A 17,364-nucleotide genomic window follows, 5' to 3' on the forward strand; every position below is an offset into this window, starting at 1 on the left:
CGCGATCCGGACTCCGGATATCAGGTTGTCGGTGTATGCATTCCGGAAGGCGGCACCGACGCGACCGACTACGCGATCCGGGCATCGGGAAGGTCCTTCTCGGTGGTCGGCGACGATCGCTCGGTGCTCGACGCGGTGCGCCGCAGCGGGGCCGATACGGTCGCGGTGACCGCGACCGATCACCTCGGGCCCGTCGAATTGCGCCGGATGGCATGGGATCTCGATCCGCTCGGCGTCGAGTTGATCGTCGCGCCGGGGGTCGTCGATATCGCGGGCACCCGGCTGACCAACCGGCAGGTCGCGGGCATGCCGATGCAGCACATCGCCAAACCGCAGTACGACCGGGCGAAGTCGACCGGTAAGGCGGTCTTCGATGTGTGCTTCGGCGGCGCGGTGCTGTTCGCGATCCTGCCCGCAATGCTGGGCATCGCGATGCTGGTCAAGCTGACGAGTCCCGGTCCGGTTTTCTACCGCTCGGAACGAATCGGGCGCGGCGGCAAGCCTTTCCAGATGATCAAGTTCCGCAGCATGTACGTCGACGCGGACCGCAGTATCGCGGCGCTCATCGAGGCGGATGGCGGCAATCCGGTGTTCTTCAAGATGAAGGACGATCCACGAATCACTCCGATCGGCAAGATCATTCGCAAATTCAGCCTCGACGAACTGCCCCAGTTCCTCAATGTGCTGCGCGGTGAGATGAGCGTGGTCGGCCCGCGTCCGCAGGTGCAGCGTGAGGTCGACACCTACGACGGCAATATGCGGCGCAGGTTGCTGGTGAAGCCGGGCGTCACGGGTCTGTGGCAGGTGAGCGGACGCTCGGATCTATCGCTCGAGGATGCGGTGCGCCTCGATCTGTCCTATGTCGAGAACTGGTCGATGATCCTGGATCTGCTGTTGATCGCCAAGACGATCGGCGCGGTCGCGCGCGGGGAGGGTGCGTACTGAGACTCAGCTTGGGCGGCGGGCCGGGAATTCGGCGGCGAGTTCGGCGAATACCGCGGTATTCAGCGCGAAGGCCCGCTGTCCCTCGTCGAGCACCCGGCGGCGTTCGAGATCGTCGAGCGGCAATTGGTCGAGCAGACCGCGGTATTCGCGTTTGAAGGCCGCCGGATTGCCGACCGCGTCGAAGACGTAGAAGCGCACACCGTCTCCGCGATGCGGGAGATTCCACAACTTCTCGGCGGTTCCCCGGATAACCTGGCCGCCCGAGAGGTCACCGAGATAGCGGGTGTAGTGGTGTGCGATATATCCGGCGGGCCACTCGCGCGCGCATTCGTCGATACGGGCGGCGTAGGCGGCGGTGGCGGGCAGCGCTTCGAGGGCGTCGCGCCAGTCGGGGCCGATGAGGTGCGCGAGGTCGCGTTCCAGTTCCGCGGTCCTGGCCAGTTCGGTACGGATGAATGGACCCGCGATCGGATCGTCGGCCAGCGCGTCCCAGCGGTCTTCCAGGGCGTGGTAGATGAACCAGAGTTGGGCGGTGTAGCGGTGGTAGGAGTCGATGCCGAGTTCGCCGCCGAGCATGTCACTGATGAACGAGGAGTTCTCCGCCTCTTCGTGCTGCTGTGCGGTGGCGGTGCGGATCGCCGTGGAGAACGGGACCGTATCCGACATTTCTGAACCACCTCACCGATGCCGACGGGGGGCCGCAACAGCTTTGGGCACCCTAACTAATCCGTATAACCATACCGGCTGTCCCTGGCAGCTACCTGCGCATCATGATCGACGGCCGGATTCGCGACGCCCCGGGTGGCGCGGGAGCCGGCGTATGCGCACGATTACCGGCCGGCGGATGGAGCCGAATCGGCTCAGGATGCGCGGCCTGCGCACGGTGCGGTCGAACCACTCGCCGAGGGTGACGCCCGCGGCCAGCGCGCAACCGACGCCGACCGCCGCGAGCACCTGATTGGCTCCGATCAGCAGCTCGTCGTTGAGCAGGGCATAGAGCCCGCGATACACCTTCAGGCCCGGCAGCAGCGGGGTGATGCCCGCGAGCGCGACGACCAGCGGGGGAGTCAGCGCCCGCCGCGCCATCAGACCACCGGCCAGACCGACCAGTGTCGCGGCGACCGCGGAGGAGATCACCGGGCCGAAGCCGAGATGCTGTACGAGCAGAAAACAGATGGTGCCCGCAGCACCGCCGAATGCGGCCGCGGCGAGCGCGCGACGCTCGGCGTAGCAGGCGAGTGCGAAGGCCAGTGCGGCCACCGCACCGGCCGCGATCTTGATCGGTAGATCGGTGATATCGCGGCTGGAGGTCAGATAGACCGGCGGGATCGTGGCGCCGAGGATATCGCCGACCCGCAGTGCCATCGCGATGCCCGCGATAATGCCGCCGGTCATCATCATGACCTCGAGCATGCGGGCGGTCGCGGTGATCGGCGCGCCGGTTATCGCGTCCTGCACCGCGCCGACCAGCTGCAACCCACTGAGCAGCACGGTGATTCCGGCGGCGATGACCAATGTCGGGTCGACATCGATATGCAGGGTTGCCGCCAGGGTCGCCAGCAGCAGTGCCGGTGTCGCCGCGACGGCGCCGCCCACCACATGCTGGAAGAAGAACGGCAGACCGTAACGATTCAGGACGCGATTGACGCGGTCGATGGCCAGGGTGGTGCCGAAGCTGACCGCGGCGACCAGCCAGCCGCCACCGAGCAGCGCTGCGATCGATGCGGCGAGCAGCGACCAGCCGAAGGTCGCGACCCAGCGGTGATACGGATGCGGCGCGGAGGTGATCGCATCCAGGCGGGCACGCGCGTCCCCGGGTGGGACGACCTCATTGCGGATGCGGCGGGTGAGCCGGTCGACCGCGGCGAGGCGGGTGAGGTCCAGTGAGCGGTATTTGACCACCCGCATGCTGCTGGCGGGCGGCAGCAGGGGACCGCGGTCGGCCCATATCCTGATCGCGTCATAGGTGACGTCGATATCGCAGCGGGCCAGTCCGTAGGTGGCGGCGATGAAGCGCACCTGGGTCATCGTGTCGTTGACACCTGTACCCGAGGCGAGCACCACCTCGCCGACCCGCACGGCCAGATCGAGCACCTCGGCGACGCGGGCATCGTCGGTGAGATCGATCGGCTGCAGCGGCGTCGGCGCGGCGACGATGTGATCGGCGGTGGCCGGACGGTCGGCGACCAGCAGATCGACCGCCTGTTTGACGACCGGAACTCGGGGCGCTCGCAGGAAGCGCAGTCGCGGCCGTCTGGCCGCCTGATCGCCCGGGGCAGTGTCGTCTCCTCCTGGAAATGTGTCCGGACCCATGAGCGCGACCGTAGTCAACCGAGGCCCGGGTTCGCATCCGCAGTGGTCCGAGGGACCGTCGCTAGGGCTGGACGGTTGTCCGGACACTTGGTCGAAGCCGCCAAAAGTGATAGAACTTGTTCTACTTTGCAGATGGGAGCGTGCGCGGTGCGGTACGGAATTGTTTTGTTCACCAGTGACCGGGGCATTACGCCCGCCGATGCGGCCGCGGCCGCCGAACAAGCCGGATTCGACACCTTCTACGTGCCCGAACACACTCATATCCCGGTGGTTCGGGCGGCGGCGCATCCGCGCACCGGGGATGCGAGCCTGCCCGACGATCGGTATCTGCGCACGCTGGACCCGTGGGTCGCGCTGGCCACCGCGGCGGCGGTCACCAGCCGGATCACGTTGTCCACCGCGGTCGCGCTGCCCGCCGAACATCATCCGATCACCCTGGCCAAAACCCTCGCCTCACTGGATCATCTGTCCGGCGGCCGGGTCAGCCTCGGCGTCGGTTTCGGTTGGAATACCGACGAAATGGCGCATCACGGGGTGCCCGCGAACAAACGCAGGACGGTATTGCGTGAACATCTCGACGCCATGCGCGCGTTGTGGTCGGAGGAGGAAGCCAGCTTCGCGGGGCAGTTCGTGAATTTCGGGCCGAGTTGGTCCTGGCCCAAGCCGGTGCAGAAGCGGATTCCGGTGATTCTCGGCGCGGCCGGGACCGAGCAGTCGTTCACCTGGCTGGCCAAGAATGCGGACGCCTGGCTCACCACCCCCACCGAGGACGGCCTCGGGGAGAAGATCGAACTGCTGCACCGGGTTTGGCGCGAACACGAGCGCGAGGGCAGCCCGGAGATCATCGCGCTGGCCGGACGTCACGATGCGGCACAGCTCGCGCAGTGGGCCGAATTGGGTGTCACCGAAGCGGTTTTCGGTCTGCCGGACCGCGAAGCCGATGACGTGCGCGCATATTTGACCCGCCTCGCCGGAAAGCTCGGTCTCGAAGCAGCCCGCTGACACCCGTACTTACCCACCCCGCCGGCTTTGCCGGCTGCTGTCTCCGTGGGTGTCAGCGAGCCTTCCGCTAACCGCGTCGCCTGCGTGCCACGAGTAATCCGATCAGCACACCGGCCACGCCGATGATCGCAACGCCGATCACGGCGACCGCGATCAAGCCGGTCGACGAATTCGATTCGGACGCCCTCGATTCCGCCACCGCGGGGGCCGCACCGGGTGTGCGGCTCGTCGGTGTCTTCACACCGGTCGAATTCTCACCGAAAACGCCATCGCCGACGGTGCCCGCGTACGTCGGACCGCTCTCCTTGGTATCGGTGACGGTGAGATCCAATTGCACCGACACCGGGCGGTTTTCGCCCTGCTCGAAGGTCGAGCCGAGTTTGACGGCAATGTAATACCAACCGGCCACCGCCTCCCGCCGTGACTCCAACTGGTCGGCCTTGCGGTTGTTGTACCGAATCGGTACGGTGGCTATCGCCTTATTCGTCGGCAGTACGCCCTCGGTGCCGGTATAGGACGCGAAGTCCGAATCGATCCCCTCGCGGATGGGGCTGTAGAGGCTGGTTCGGATATTGGAGAGGTTGTCGAGTCCACGACCGCCATTGGCCCCGAACCGAACTCGATACGCCAGGCCCTGACCCCAGTCCAATCTGACGCGATAGAACACGAATTCACCCGGTTGCAGCGTATCGGTATAGCGACCGCTGCCCGGCAGCGTACCGGCCACGGTGAACGACGAGCCGCCGGATACCGGTGTGCCCGCACCACTGGGTTCGACGAAGCTCGTCGGCGCTGCGACCGCGACCGGGCCGGCGTCGGTCACCGCGGGCTCGATACCGACGATCAGTTCGATCGGAAGTCGCTCCGGCACACCGGCGGATACCTTCTCCCAGGTCAATTGGAAGTAGTAGCGGCCGCCGCCCTTGCATTTGTCGGAGCCGCTGTTGCTCTTGCGTTCCTTGGTCGCACCGTCGAAGGCCTTGGCCACGGTGAGTGCGGCACCGTCGCTGGATTTGGTGGAGAGCTCGGATTCGAAGACATTGCAGTCCTCGCCGTCCGCACCGTAAACCCGCATTTGCAGCGTGTTCAGATCGTCGGTCGGGGAGATATCATGCAGCCGCGGAAAGGAAAGGGTGCCACTGAAATACGCGGTCGCGCCTGCCGGGACATCGACTGCCCAGTAACGCTTTTCCCGCTGACCGATGGTGTCCAGATACTGGCCCGGGGTGGCGACCGGCGCCGCGCCGTAGGTCGGGGCGCCGGTGATCGGGATGCCGACGGCCTTGTAATTGCGCAGTGCGGCCGACGATATGCGCGGCAGCGTCCGTTCGAGTGCAGGACCGTCGGCGGCGTCGCTGTAGGTACCGCCGGTGGCCTGTGCCATGCAGGTCAGTTGCGCGCGGGCCTTGGCGTCGACAGCGAATCCGATGGTGTGCACGATGAGATCGAGCCCTTGCTTTTTCAATTCGCGGGCGACCTCACAGGGTTCGGGCGGGGAGCAGGTGTCGTCGCCGTCGGAGACCAGGACGATCGAGCGCGGTCCCGATTTGGGCAGTGTCTCGGCGGCCTGGCGCAGTGCGGTGCCCATCGGCGTCCAACCACTGGCCTTGATCCCGTCGACCGCGCTGGTCAGTGCACTCCGGTCCAGGGTTTCGGGTTTGTGCAGCACCCGCACGTCACGGCAGCCGGATGTCTTCTCCGCCTCGGTATTTCCGGTGTTCGTGCCGTAAACGGTCAGTCCCACTTTGGCATCCGCGGGCGCGGAGCCGACGAAGTTGCGCACGGCATTCTTGGCGGCATCCATCATGGTGCCCGCCGGATCGGGGCGCTGCATTGAGCCGGACGCGTCCAGAATGAGCATGGTCGGCGCGTACTGCGGGTTGTCCGGACTCTGCTGTGCCTGCGCGGGCAGCGCCGCCACCGTGAGTCCGATCAAACCCGCAGCAGTGGCCGCGGTCAGTCGGGTAAAGCACTGGGTAATTCTCGACATATGCCTCGTCTGCTTATTTCGCTTTGGTAACGGAGCAGACGTTACCCATAGAGGGTGGGTGTTCCCATTGGTGAAACGGGAACTGGCATAACCGATTGCCAGTATCGGCTGGTCAAGCTGTCAGGGAGACATTCCAGAATTCCGCGTAGCGGCCATCGCGGTGCAGGAGTTCGTCGTGCGTGCCCTGTTCGACGATCCGGCCGCCGTCCAGGAAGACGATGCGCTCGGCGCGCTGAACCGTCCGCAACCGATGCGCGACCAGCACCACTGTCCGGCCCGCCATCAGGCGCTCGATGCCCTCGTGGACGGCCGCCTCGTTCACCGGATCCAGCGCCGAGGTCACCTCGTCCAACAGCACGATGGGCGCATTCTTCAGCAGCGCTCGCGCGATCGAAACCCGCTGGCGCTCACCGCCGGACAGCAGTGCGCCGCCCTCGCCGACATGCGTCGCCCAGCCGCCGGGCAGTCGCTCGATCACCTCGTCCAGGCGCGCCGCGGCCGCGGCCGCCCGCACATCGGCGTCATCGGCATCGGGACGGCCGAGCCGCACATTCTCCTCGATGGTGCCGTCGAACAGATAGACGTCCTGGAAGACGATGGCGATCTGGTCCATCAGCACATCGGTGGCGATCGCGCGCACGTCCACGCCACCGACCCGGACCGCGCCCGCATCCACGTCGTAGAACCGCGCGAGCAACTGCAGCAAGCTGCTCTTACCCGCCCCCGACGGTCCGACAACAGCAAGGCGCCGGCCCGCCGGTACGGACAGTGACACGTCGTCGAACACCGTGCGGTCGCCACGCCGGAAGGTGACGGATTCGAACTCCAGGTCATGGCCCACCGGTTGAATCGGGTCGGGAGCTTCCGGCAGCGGTTCGGTGCGCAACACCGTGTCGAGTCTGGCCAGCACCGAACGCGCGCCGCGGAGTTTGCCACCGATTTCCGACAGCGAAAGCAGTGGATCGGCGCAGCGGGCGGCCAGCACCAGGATTGCCAAAAGCTCTGCCGCGCCGATGGCCCCAGTTCCGCCGAGTGCGAGATAGGCGCCCAGGGTGAGCAGGGCGGTGAACGTCGCCTGCACTGTGAGTGTCAGGCCCAATACGCCGGGTAGCGCTGACAGAGCGGTCCGGCGGGATGTGCGCTGGACCGCGCGCAGCGAGTCGTCGAGCAACCGGAAGCGTTCGACGGTCCGGCCGCCCGCCCGCAGCACCGGCTGGGCCTGGAGGTATTCGATGACGCGTCCGGTGGCCTCGTGGTCGCGTTCGTGACGCTGCGCATCGTCGGCGGCCATCGAGCGTCCGGTCCAGATCTGGATCGCCGCAACGATCGGGGCGGCCAGTAGAGCGGCCAGCCCCAGTTGCCAATTGAAGGCGAAGATCACGACGACGATCGTCAGGGGAGTCACCGCGGCGGAGATGAACGGCGCCAGTAGATGCGCGATGACGCTCATCGCTTGCAGGACACCGCGGCTGGCCAGAACGGACACCTCTCCGACACGGCCGGGGCCGAACCAGCCGAGGGGCAATCGGGCCAGATGGTCGCCGAGCCGTTGATACATGCCGTGCAGCAGCGTGGTCCCCACGCGGAAACCGGACAGGTCGCTGCGATAGCGCAGTGCCGCGTAGACCGCGACCGCGGCCCCGAACGCGATCAGCCAGGGCCGGGCATCTGCCGGTGTACTCCCGAACAGTTCCCGAAGTACCGGAACCAGCAGTGCGTAGGACAGACCTTCGGCTATCGCGGTCGTTGTCATGAGGGCCAAGGTGCGACGCACCGGCTTGGCGTACTCGGGCCCGAGCACGCGCAGCAGCATTCGAATCATCGCTCGTCTCCTATTGCGGTGCGGTGGTTTTCGGTGTCGATTGCCGATCGTTGGGATTGCCAGAACGCCGCGAACTTCCCACCTGGTGCGAGCAGTTCGGCGGGCCTGCCACGCTCGACGATGGACCCGTGTTCCAGCATCACGACGTTGTCGGCGTCGGCGATCGTCTCCAGGCGATGGGCGATGACGAGAATCGTCCGATCGCCTTCCAGCGCCGCCAATGCCTGACGCACCGCCTGTTCGGTCTGCGGGTCGGCGAAGGCGGTCGCTTCGTCGAGCACCAGCACGGGCGTATCGGCGAGCAATGCGCGAGCGATCGAAATCCGCTGTGCCTCACCGCCGGACAGCCCGGCTTCCGCATCGATCACCGTGTTGTATCCGTGCGGCAGCTCGAGAATTCGGTCGTGGATATTCGCCAGCCGGGCGGCGCGAACCACGTCGTCGCGGTCGGCATGCGGTACCGCCAGCGCGATATTGTCCGCGACCGACGCGCGCAGCAGACGAACATCCTGGAAGACGAAGGAGACCATCCGGTACAGCTCCCGACTGCCGAGTTCACGCAGATCGACACCGCCGAGGACGACCGAACCGTGCGTCGGGTCGAAGAACCGCGGCAAAAGCTGGACCAGCGTGGACTTTCCGCTGCCCGACGGCCCGACGATCGCGGTGACCGTCCCCGGCTCCAACACCAGGTCGATGCCGCGCAGCACCTCGTGCTCATCGTCGTAACCGAATCGAACATCGCGCAGTTCCACCCGGTGGCCCTGAGGCGCGATCGGGTGCGCGGGCTCCGGAAGCGACCGCACCGCAAGCACGTCCCGGATCCGTCCGACCGCACGCCCGGCCGCCTGCATATCGTCGAAGCCGTGGCCGAGGGCCGCCACCGGAGCGGTCAGGCCGAGTCCGAGCAGCAGGAACGGCAGCAGATCGGCCGGCGCCATGCCACCATTCGTGATCAGAAACGCACCGCCGATCAGCACGACCAGCAGCACGAACGGTGGTGACAGTGCCAGCTGCATTCCTGCGGCGATCGCGGAGACACCGTGCACCCATCGGTAGAAGGTGGCGACGAAATCATCTGCGGCCGTGCGGAATTTCCGGTGGGCGCGCCCGGATCCGCCGAATGCCTTGACGACTGAGATGCCCTGTACGAATTCGACGGCGGAATTCGAGATCCGCCCCATGGCAGCATCGAACTCTTCCTGCTCGCGCTGCCGCTTCGGGGTCATCATCAGCGGGACCAGCGCCACCGCCGACACCACCGGTATCAGTGTGATCAGCGTGAGCCGCCAGTCGATGGTGAACAGATAGATAAGCGACACCAATGGCACGACGAATGCGGCGACGAGCGCGCCGGGTGTGTGGGCGATGAACGGGTGCACGGCGCTTACGTCCTCACCCACCACCTTTGCCAGCTCACCGGTTCGGCGCCGGGAGAACCAGCCGATCGGCACGCGCCCCAACCGTGCTGCCAGGTGCCTGCGGAACGACAGTTGCACCTGACCGTCGACGATATGCCCGATTCCGGACGATGCGGCCGTGAAAAGCAGTCGAACCAACAAGCCGATCGCACCCGCTGTCACGACGGTCCGGACGTGACCGTGATCTATCGGGCCGGGCGACAACAGAATTCGCCCCAATTCGACGACCGCCAGCAGCGGCGCCAGACCCGCGACAGCACCGATGACCTGCAGGATGACAACGGCGGCGAAACTACGGACATGCGGCCGCAGCAGCCCCGCCAGGCCCTGTTCCCGCGCGGGCTCGGCCGCCGATGGTGGTGCGGCTTGTTCCCTCGTCTCGGCGAGGTCGTTGGTACTCATCGCGATTCGGCCGTGGCGCGGCGCAGTGCGGCGGCGAGTGCGGCGATCTGGCGCTGTGACACCTCGGCGGACAGGAATGCCTGTGACCCGTGGAATGTTCCTGGCCACTGGTGCAATTCGACCGGCACGCCCGCTTGCAGCAGGCGCAGCGCGTAGTCGATACCCTCGTCGCGGTTCGGGTCGAACTCCGCAGTGGCGATGTAGGCGGGTGGCAGCCCGGACAGATCGGTGGCCCGAGCAGGCGCGGCGTACTGCGAGGCCGGTGCGGAACCGAGGTAGTGCCGCCACGAGGCGGTGACCACGTCACGATTCACCCAGGGCGTGTCGGTGAACTGCCGCGCCGACCATGTCTGCTGCCGATCGTCGAGTTCGGGCTCGTTGAGCAGCTGGAAGCGGATCGGCGGCCCTTGCCGGTCCCGCGCCCGCAACGCCACCTGGGCCGCGAGTCCGCCACCTGCGCTGTGACCACCGACCGCGATCCGGTCCGGATCGATACCCAGTTCGGCCGCGTGCTCCGCCGTCCAGGTAAGCACGGCATAGGCATCATCGAGGGCGGCTGGGAATCGATGCTCGGGAGACAGGCGGTAGTTCACCGAGATCACCACCGCGCCGGAGCCTTCCGCGATCCGGGCGGCCCAGGGGTCCTCGGTGTCCAGGTCGCCCATGACCCATCCGCCGCCGTGCATCCAAACGACGGCGCCTCGAGCCTGGTGTGGACGGTAGATCCGCACGGAGACGTCTGGATCGGCGGGCACTGTGCGCTCATCGATCACCAGGCCCACGATGTCCGAGGCGCGCCTCGCGGTGACGTGCGCGGCGTACTGTTTGCGCGCGGCAACCGGATCGGTCAGATCGAGCTCCGGGAGAAATGCGATGAATGCTTCCAGTTCGGGGTCCATGCGATCATCTTCACGGCCGCCACCCCGGAGATCATCCGCCATCCGTTGGGCATCCGCTCCGATTCACGCACCGATCGGCGCATATATCCTGCTGCCATGGAGGCACTGGTCGTACGGCTCTCGGGACTGGATTCGTACGCCGAAGGGGTGATCCGCATCGTCGCGTTCTACGACACGCTGATGCGCCGCCGAGTGGATCTTCCGGCGCTCGCCCGAGCCTCGGCGGGGCTGGCCGAATGTGTGGCCGGGATCCGGCTGCACGGCACCGGCCGGGCGATCCGCGTCTCGCCCGAGGGCAAGGAAGCGTCCATCCCCCAGGCACCCGAGACCACCACGGCTCCGATCATCCTCGACGACGAGGAGATCGGCACGGTGTGGCTGGAACGCGCCGATGGGCCAGGCCAGCTCGACGAAGTGCTGTTGGATCGGCTCGCCATCGCCGTCGCGGCAACCGTGGATCGATACGGCCCCGCCCGCACCACCATGGCCGACCCCGCCCTCGTCGAACTGGTGATCAGCGCCGACAGCGACGAAGTGGCGAGGGAGCGGGCGTTGCGGCTCTTGGGCTTTGCCGCCGACCTGCCGGTGCGCGTCGTGGCCGTCCGCTCACAGCTTCCGCTCGACCAGGTCGGCAGCCTCGTTTGCCCGGCCCGCCCGGTGAAAGCGGCAGCCATCGCCGACGTCGGTGTCATCCTGGCGACCGGCCTCGACCCGGCGCGGTTTCCGGCAGGCGTGCACGCCGGCATCGGCCCCGCCGACCGACCCGACCGGTCCTGGCGGGAAGCCCGCACCGCCCTGCGCTTCGCCAGCCCACGCCAGCCGATCGTGCACTACGACGATTTGGGCGCGTCGGCCTTGCTCGCGCACGTGCCCCAGACCGTCGTGCGCGACAATGCCGATGTTGCCGCTATTGCCCGATTGGCAAGCACCCCAGAGGATCTGGAGACGCTGGATACCTACTGCGCCACTGCCTCGCTGCGCCGGGCCGCCGAACTGCTCCACCTGCACCACAGCAGCGTCTCGCGCCGAATTGATCAGATCGGAAGGGCGCTGGGCATCGACCTGACCGACCCGACCGGGTTGTTCCGGGCCAGAATCGCGCTCGCCACATGGCGGCTCCTCGACGGCTGAGAATATGGATCAGTGCCCCGCAACGAGCGGTGAAACTCGTTGCGGGGCACTGCTATCCGAATCTCAGCGCAGATCGCGGCGGCGGAAGCCCGCGATCCCGGCCCCGAGCAGCACGGTCACGATCCCGAGCAGCCACAGGATCGGTGTGGCCTCGAAGGATGCGCCGGGCAGCTTCGGCGGATGTGCGAAGGGAACCAGATCGCGGACCCACTGCGGGAGTCCGTCGAGCGCACCGATGACGAAGATGATGATCATCGTGCTCAGCACGCCCCAGGCGACCGGCGTGTAGCGGGGCGCGAGCCCGTAGATCGCCACCGTGATCGCGGTGAGCACCCACACCGCGGGCAGTTGTACCGCCGCGGCGCCGAGGCAGTCGCCGAGCTTGCCCGCCAGATCGCCATCCGAGATGCCGTAGATGACGCCGACGGCCGTACCCGCGAGGAACAACAGCACCACCGGTCCGAGCAGCGCGATGCCGATATGGCTGAGCGCGTAGCGTTCTCGGCTCACCGAACCGGCCAGTGTGGCCTCGGCGCGCTGGCCGGACTCCTCCTCGTGCAGTCGCAGTACGGCCGAGATGGAGTAGGCCGAGGCCGCGATGGCCAGCATGCCGAGGGCGAAGGTGATGAACGAATTCTGCAGCACATCCGTGCCGCCCATCCGGGTGATCACGTCGCGCACCTGCTTGCTGTTGTCGAGCATATCGCCGACGCTGTTGATGGCGCCGCCCATCAGCGATCCGTAGAGCACGAAGCCGATGGACCAGGCCAGCAGCGAGCCGCGCTGCAGTCGCCATGCCAGTCCGGATGGACCCGAAAGCGCGGGAGCAGCGACCGGTGCGCCGGGCCGCTCGGCGAGCAGGCCCGATCCGGTATCACGTTGCCGCAGTAGTGCATACGCGACGGCGGTGGTCACAACGGCGACGGTGAGCAGCGGGATCAGCACCCACCAGCGCTCATCGGCGTATGGCCGCATATTGATACACCAGCCGAGCGGCGAGAACCACGACAGCACACCGTTTCCGGCGTCGCCGACCGCGCGCAGCGCGAAGGCGGTGCCGAGTGCGCCGAATGCCACTCCGCGCGCGACCCGCGCACCCACGCTCACCTGCGCCGCGACGGCGGCGACCCCGGCCCAGGCCAGACCGGACCCGCCGAGCGTCGCGCCATAGGCCAGCGAACCGGCGGCGGGCAGGTCACTGCCGTACAGCGCGAGAGCACTCAGGATGGCGACGATCAGACAGCCGGTCGCCGTCATGATCATGGCGGCGGTCAACCCCGCGTAGCGGCCGACGCTGGTGGCGCCGACCAACTCCGCGCGACCGGACTCCTCCTCGACCCGAGTGTGCCGGATGACGGAGAGGATCGTCGCGATCGCGATCATCGCGTAGAACGGCCCGGCCTTCCACAGCCCGACCGAACCGAGATCGGTGCTGAAGACCGGCCCGTACATGGCAATGAGCGCCGGACTTTCCATGACCGACTTCGCCGCATGATCGAGGTCGGCCTGCGTGGTGTAGACGGCCTTGGCGCTGCTGACATAGGCGGCGGGCAGCAGTCCGAAGGCGAATACCCACAGCGGCAATACGATTCGGTCGCGACGCAGGAACAGTCGCAGCAATTGGGCGGTACCGGCGAAGTCGGCCGACCCGCGCACGGCGGGCGTGGCGTAATGCCTGCCGCCCACGGTTGCGGTTGTCATGATCCCACCTTCTGCATGGTCGCGGTCGCCTGCTCCGAGGTCGCGCCGTCGACGTGGTAGTGCCGCATGAACAGCTCCTCCAGCGTCGGCGGCGCACTGGTGAGGCTGCGCACACCGGTATCGCCGAGGACCCGGATCAACTCACCGAGATGTTCACCCTCCACCTGGCAGCGCAGCGTCGACCCGTCGAGCTCGATATCCTCGACACCCGGTATCCGGCTGAGATCGCCTGGGTCGCCGAGCAATTCGGCGGTGATGGAGGTCCGCGAGAGGTGTCGCATATCCGACAGCGATCCGCTCTCGACGGTGCGTCCGGCCCGGATGATGGTCACCCGGTCGCACAGCACCTCTACCTCGGACAGGATGTGGCTGGACAGCAGCACCGTGGTGCCGCGCTGGTTGGCCTCCTCGACGCATTCGCGAAATACCTGCTCCATCAAGGGATCCAGGCCCGAGGTCGGTTCGTCGAGCAGCAGCAGGCGCACATCTGAGGCGAGCGCGGAGATCAATGCGACCTTCTGCCGATTGCCCTTGGAGTAGGTGCGGGCCTTCTTGCGCGGATCCAGATCGAACCGCTCGATCAATTCGGCGCGACGCTGCGGGTTGATTTCACCGCGCATTCTCGCCAATAGGTCGATGGTTTCCCCGCCGGATAAAGATGGCCATAGTGTGACATCGCCTGGTACATAAGCGATTTCGCGGTGCAGTTCGACCGCATCGGTCCACGGGTCGCGCCCGAGCAGCCGCGCCTCGCCGGAGCTGGCGCGCAGGATCCCCAGCAGGATACGGATGGTGGTCGACTTACCCGCGCCGTTCGGGCCGAGGAAGCCATGGATTTCGCCCTCGCGGACCGCGAGATCCAGCCCGTTGAGGGCGGCGAAGTGACCGAAGTTCTTGTGCAGGTCGCGAACTTCGATGATGTCGGACATCAGGTCTCCTTGGTAAGGGTGTCCAAAATCGTTGGGTCAGTCAGGAATCCCTGGGTGTAGAGCTCCGCGGCGGGCAGCATGAACTCCTCGGTCAAGGTGCGAACGAGCTTGCGGTAGTCCAGCTTTTCGCCGCGTTGCTGCAGCAGGGTGAAGTACAGAACGGTCGCGCCGACATTGACCATCGTCAGATATCTGGCCCGCGCGGCCGGATCACGGCTCGGCTTGAGGGTGCCCGCCTCGACGCCTGCCTGGATGTAGTCCTCGGCATCCGAGATCATGTGTTCGAGCAATGATTCGGCCAAGGGTCCGCCCGCCTGCAAGCTGCGCACCATGTAGGCGACCAGCGGGCCGTAAGCCTCGATCTCGGACATCGCGTCGAGCATGCTTTTCGCGACGTTCGTCTCGGTGGCGGTCTTCCACTTCTGGTCCCGGATCAACTCCAGCACCCGCTCGTCGCAGGCGGCCCGCAGGCCGTCCTTGGAACCGAAGTGATGGTTGACCAGTCCGGGGGAGACACCGGCCGCTGCGGCGATAGCGCGCACTCCGACCTGGAATCCGTTGTCGCCGAACACCTCGATCGCGATATCGCGAATGCGGGCGGCGGTGGTGAGATCCGAATTCGGGGTCGACGTCATGCGGCGCATCCTAGTCGGGCGGATCCTTGCGATACGGCTCTCTGGTTGAACACATGTTTAGTATATTAAACACTCGTTCAACCGCAAAGCAAGTGTGCGGCGAAGATGTCGTGTCACGATTTTTGTCGCTGACGAAACCACTGGTGAGAGCGCTGAGGGTGGAACGCCATCGGCGCGATGTGGCCGCCGGATGACGGCGAAACGCTAGTGTCGGTGCTATGGCTGACACCGAGAATCCCTCGACATCGGACCACCTTCGCGACGCACTCGACGGCCCGTGGCGCGCGGTTCGCGCCGAGGCCAGGGTGCAACTTGCCGGAGACCAGTTCACCGGCGATCCGTATCTCGACTACCACGCCGCGCGGGCACGGGTGCTCGAGCAGATGCGGGCGATCGCGTCGATGGGCTACGCCGAGCGTGGTTTCCGACGCGAGAACGGGGGCACGGGGGAGCCCGGTGAGGCGGTGGTCGGGTTGGAGATGTTGGCCTACGCGGACCTGTCGCTGTGGGTGAAATCGGGTGTGCAGTGGGGGTTGTTCGGCGGGGCCGTGGAGAACCTCGGGACCGAACGGCATCGCGATGTGGTCAAGCGGTTGATATCACTGGATCTGCTCGGCTGTTTCGCGATGACCGAATCCGGACACGGCAGCGATGTCGCGAATCTGGAGACGACCGCGACCTATGATCCGCAGACCCAGGAGTTCGTCGTCCATTCGCCGACACCGTCGGCTCGCAAGGACTACATCGGGGGTGCGGCCGAACATGCCGGGATGGCAGCGGTTTTCGCGCAGTTGATCACCGAGGAGACGAGTCAGGGCGTGCACTGCTTCCTGGTGCCGATCCGGGATGAACACGGCGCCGACCTGCCGGGTGTGACCACCTACGACGACGGCCTCAAGGGCGGCCTGCTCGGTGTCGACAACGGCCGCATCGTCTTCGATCAGGTCCGCATCCCTCGGGAGAACCTGCTCAACCGGTACGCCGACGTCGCGCCGGACGGCACCTACAGCTCGGATATCGAGAATCCCAGCCGCCGATTCTTCACCACGCTCGGCACCTTGGTGCGCGGGCGGGTCAGCGTCGGGGGTGCGGCCGCGGCGGGTGCGCGGGTCGCATTGAGCATTGCCACGCGATACGCACTGAAGCGCCGCCAATTCTCGGATCCGGACAGCGGCCAGGAGACCTTGCTGCTGGACTATCGCAGTCATCAGCGCCGGCTGCTGCCCTTGATCGCGCGGTCGTATGCGCTTGCCTTCGCGCAGAACGATCTGGTCCGCCGCATGCATCTGGTGCAGACCGGTCAGGATCTCGATCCCGGTGCACAGCGCGCCCTGGAGAAGCGGGCCGCCGGTCTAAAGGTCGCACAGACCGGATTCGCCACCCGTGCCATCCAGGAATGTCGCGAAGCCTGCGGCGGCGCGGGCTATCTCACCGAGAATCGGCTCGTCACACTGAAGGCCGATACCGATGTGTTCACCACCTTCGAGGGCGACAATGTCGTACTGACCCAGCTGGTGGCCAAGGAACTGCTCACCGCCTACTCCGATGAGATCCGCGATCTGGACGCGCTCGGCTGGGTGCGCTTCGCCGCCACCATGGCCGGTGATGTGGTCCGCAAGCGTTCCGGTGTGCGCCAACTGATCCAGACGCTGCGCGACCGCAGTGACGACACCGTGGACGACGGCGACCTGTCCCGCCGCTCGGTGCAGCTGCAGTTGTTCGCCGATCGCGAGGACTATCTGGTGCGCACCGCCGGACACCGGCTGCGGGCCCGTGCGAAGGACACCGCACCGTTCGAGGCGTTCAACAATGCGCAGGACCACATCCTCGCTGCGGGCGCCGCACATATCGATCGACTGATTCTCGAGGCGTTCATCGAAGGTATTGCCGGAATTGCGGATCCGGAGGCGCGCGAACTCGCCGAGACCGTCTGCGATCTGTACGTCTACTCGCTACTCGAGGAGAATCAGGCGTGGTTCATCATGCACCGGTTCATGTCGGTGGAACGTGCGAAGGCCGTGCGTCGCGGTGTCAATGAACTGGTCGACCGGCTGCGACCGGAGGCGCTGACGCTGGTCGAGGGTATGGGTGTGCCGGAGAGCATGCTGCGTGCGGCACTGCTGGATGATTCGAGCGTGTTCGATCGGACCAGTACTCGTACAACGGTGTAGCGG

Annotated in this window: 13 protein-coding genes; 4 read left to right on the top strand and 9 right to left on the bottom strand. The window is 66.4% G+C overall.

Going from position 1 to position 17,364, the window contains the following annotated elements:
- On the top strand, nt 1-945 hold a 945-nt coding region (locus ON44_RS13540), incomplete at its 5' end, for a sugar transferase (protein WP_040689851.1).
- A 3-nt stretch (nt 946-948) separates the two neighbouring features.
- Here ON44_RS13540 and ON44_RS13545 read toward each other — a convergent pair.
- Complete coding sequence (locus tag ON44_RS13545) at nt 949-1,611, bottom strand: biliverdin-producing heme oxygenase (protein ID WP_040689852.1); 663 nt, start codon at nt 1,609-1,611, stop codon at nt 949-951.
- Between the two features lie 102 nt (nt 1,612-1,713).
- Nucleotides 1,714-3,258: a threonine/serine exporter family protein gene (locus tag ON44_RS13550; protein ID WP_083897845.1), complete on the bottom strand. Its 1,545-nt coding sequence runs from the start codon at nt 3,256-3,258 to the stop codon at nt 1,714-1,716.
- 147 nt (nt 3,259-3,405) lie between these two features.
- Here ON44_RS13550 and ON44_RS13555 point away from each other — a divergent pair, with 147 nt between their 5' ends.
- Nucleotides 3,406-4,260 carry a TIGR03619 family F420-dependent LLM class oxidoreductase gene (locus tag ON44_RS13555; RefSeq protein WP_040689968.1) on the top strand — a complete coding sequence of 285 codons (855 nt, stop codon included), beginning with the start codon at nt 3,406-3,408 and terminating at the stop codon, nt 4,258-4,260.
- A gap of 67 nt (nt 4,261-4,327) precedes the next feature.
- Here ON44_RS13555 and ON44_RS13560 read toward each other — a convergent pair whose 3' ends face one another.
- From ON44_RS13560 to ON44_RS13575, 4 genes are all read right to left on the bottom strand, one after another.
- Nucleotides 4,328-6,250 carry a VWA domain-containing protein gene (locus tag ON44_RS13560; protein ID WP_051181971.1) on the bottom strand — a complete coding sequence of 641 codons (1,923 nt, stop codon included), beginning with the start codon at nt 6,248-6,250 and terminating at the stop codon, nt 4,328-4,330.
- Nucleotides 6,251-6,362: 112 nt separating this feature from the next.
- Nucleotides 6,363-8,072: an ABC transporter ATP-binding protein gene (locus ON44_RS13565; RefSeq protein ID WP_040689857.1), complete on the bottom strand. Its 1,710-nt coding sequence runs from the start codon at nt 8,070-8,072 to the stop codon at nt 6,363-6,365.
- Nucleotides 8,069-9,895, bottom strand: coding sequence for an ABC transporter ATP-binding protein (locus ON44_RS13570; RefSeq protein WP_040689858.1), 1,827 nt, complete (start codon nt 9,893-9,895; stop codon nt 8,069-8,071). The genes ON44_RS13565 and ON44_RS13570 overlap by 4 nt, the downstream gene beginning before the upstream one ends.
- Nucleotides 9,892-10,794, bottom strand: coding sequence for an alpha/beta hydrolase (locus ON44_RS13575; RefSeq protein ID WP_085998531.1), 903 nt, complete (start codon nt 10,792-10,794; stop codon nt 9,892-9,894). Before ON44_RS13575 ends, ON44_RS13570 begins: the two co-directional genes overlap by 4 nt.
- 96 nt (nt 10,795-10,890) lie before the next feature.
- Between ON44_RS13575 and ON44_RS13580 the strand changes: the two genes are divergently transcribed.
- A complete protein-coding gene (locus tag ON44_RS13580) occupies nt 10,891-11,925 on the top strand; it encodes a PucR family transcriptional regulator (RefSeq protein WP_040689863.1) in 1,035 nt (344 codons plus the stop codon).
- A 63-nt stretch (nt 11,926-11,988) separates the two neighbouring features.
- Here ON44_RS13580 and ON44_RS13585 read toward each other — a convergent pair whose 3' ends face one another.
- The 3 genes from ON44_RS13585 to ON44_RS13595 are packed head-to-tail and all read right to left on the bottom strand — an operon-like array spanning nt 11,989 to nt 15,190.
- The gene (locus ON44_RS13585) at nt 11,989-13,626 is read right to left on the bottom strand and encodes an ABC transporter permease (RefSeq protein ID WP_040689865.1); all 1,638 of its coding nucleotides are present in this window, start codon (nt 13,624-13,626) and stop codon (nt 11,989-11,991) included.
- On the bottom strand, nt 13,623-14,555 hold the full coding sequence (locus tag ON44_RS13590) for an ABC transporter ATP-binding protein (protein WP_040689867.1): 933 nt from the start codon (nt 14,553-14,555) through the stop codon (nt 13,623-13,625). Before ON44_RS13590 ends, ON44_RS13585 begins: the two co-directional genes overlap by 4 nt.
- On the bottom strand, nt 14,555-15,190 hold the full coding sequence (locus ON44_RS13595) for a TetR/AcrR family transcriptional regulator (RefSeq protein ID WP_040689971.1): 636 nt from the start codon (nt 15,188-15,190) through the stop codon (nt 14,555-14,557). The genes ON44_RS13590 and ON44_RS13595 overlap by 1 nt, the downstream gene beginning before the upstream one ends.
- Before the next feature lie 218 nt (nt 15,191-15,408).
- Between ON44_RS13595 and ON44_RS13600 the strand changes: the two genes are divergently transcribed.
- A complete protein-coding gene (locus tag ON44_RS13600) occupies nt 15,409-17,361 on the top strand; it encodes an acyl-CoA dehydrogenase family protein (RefSeq protein WP_040689869.1) in 1,953 nt (650 codons plus the stop codon).
- The last annotated feature ends 3 nt before the right edge of the window (nt 17,362-17,364 follow it).

Origin of the sequence: Nocardia vinacea NBRC 16497 (assembly GCF_000308835.1) — a bacterium.
Lineage (GTDB): Bacteria > Actinomycetota > Actinomycetes > Mycobacteriales > Mycobacteriaceae > Nocardia > Nocardia vinacea.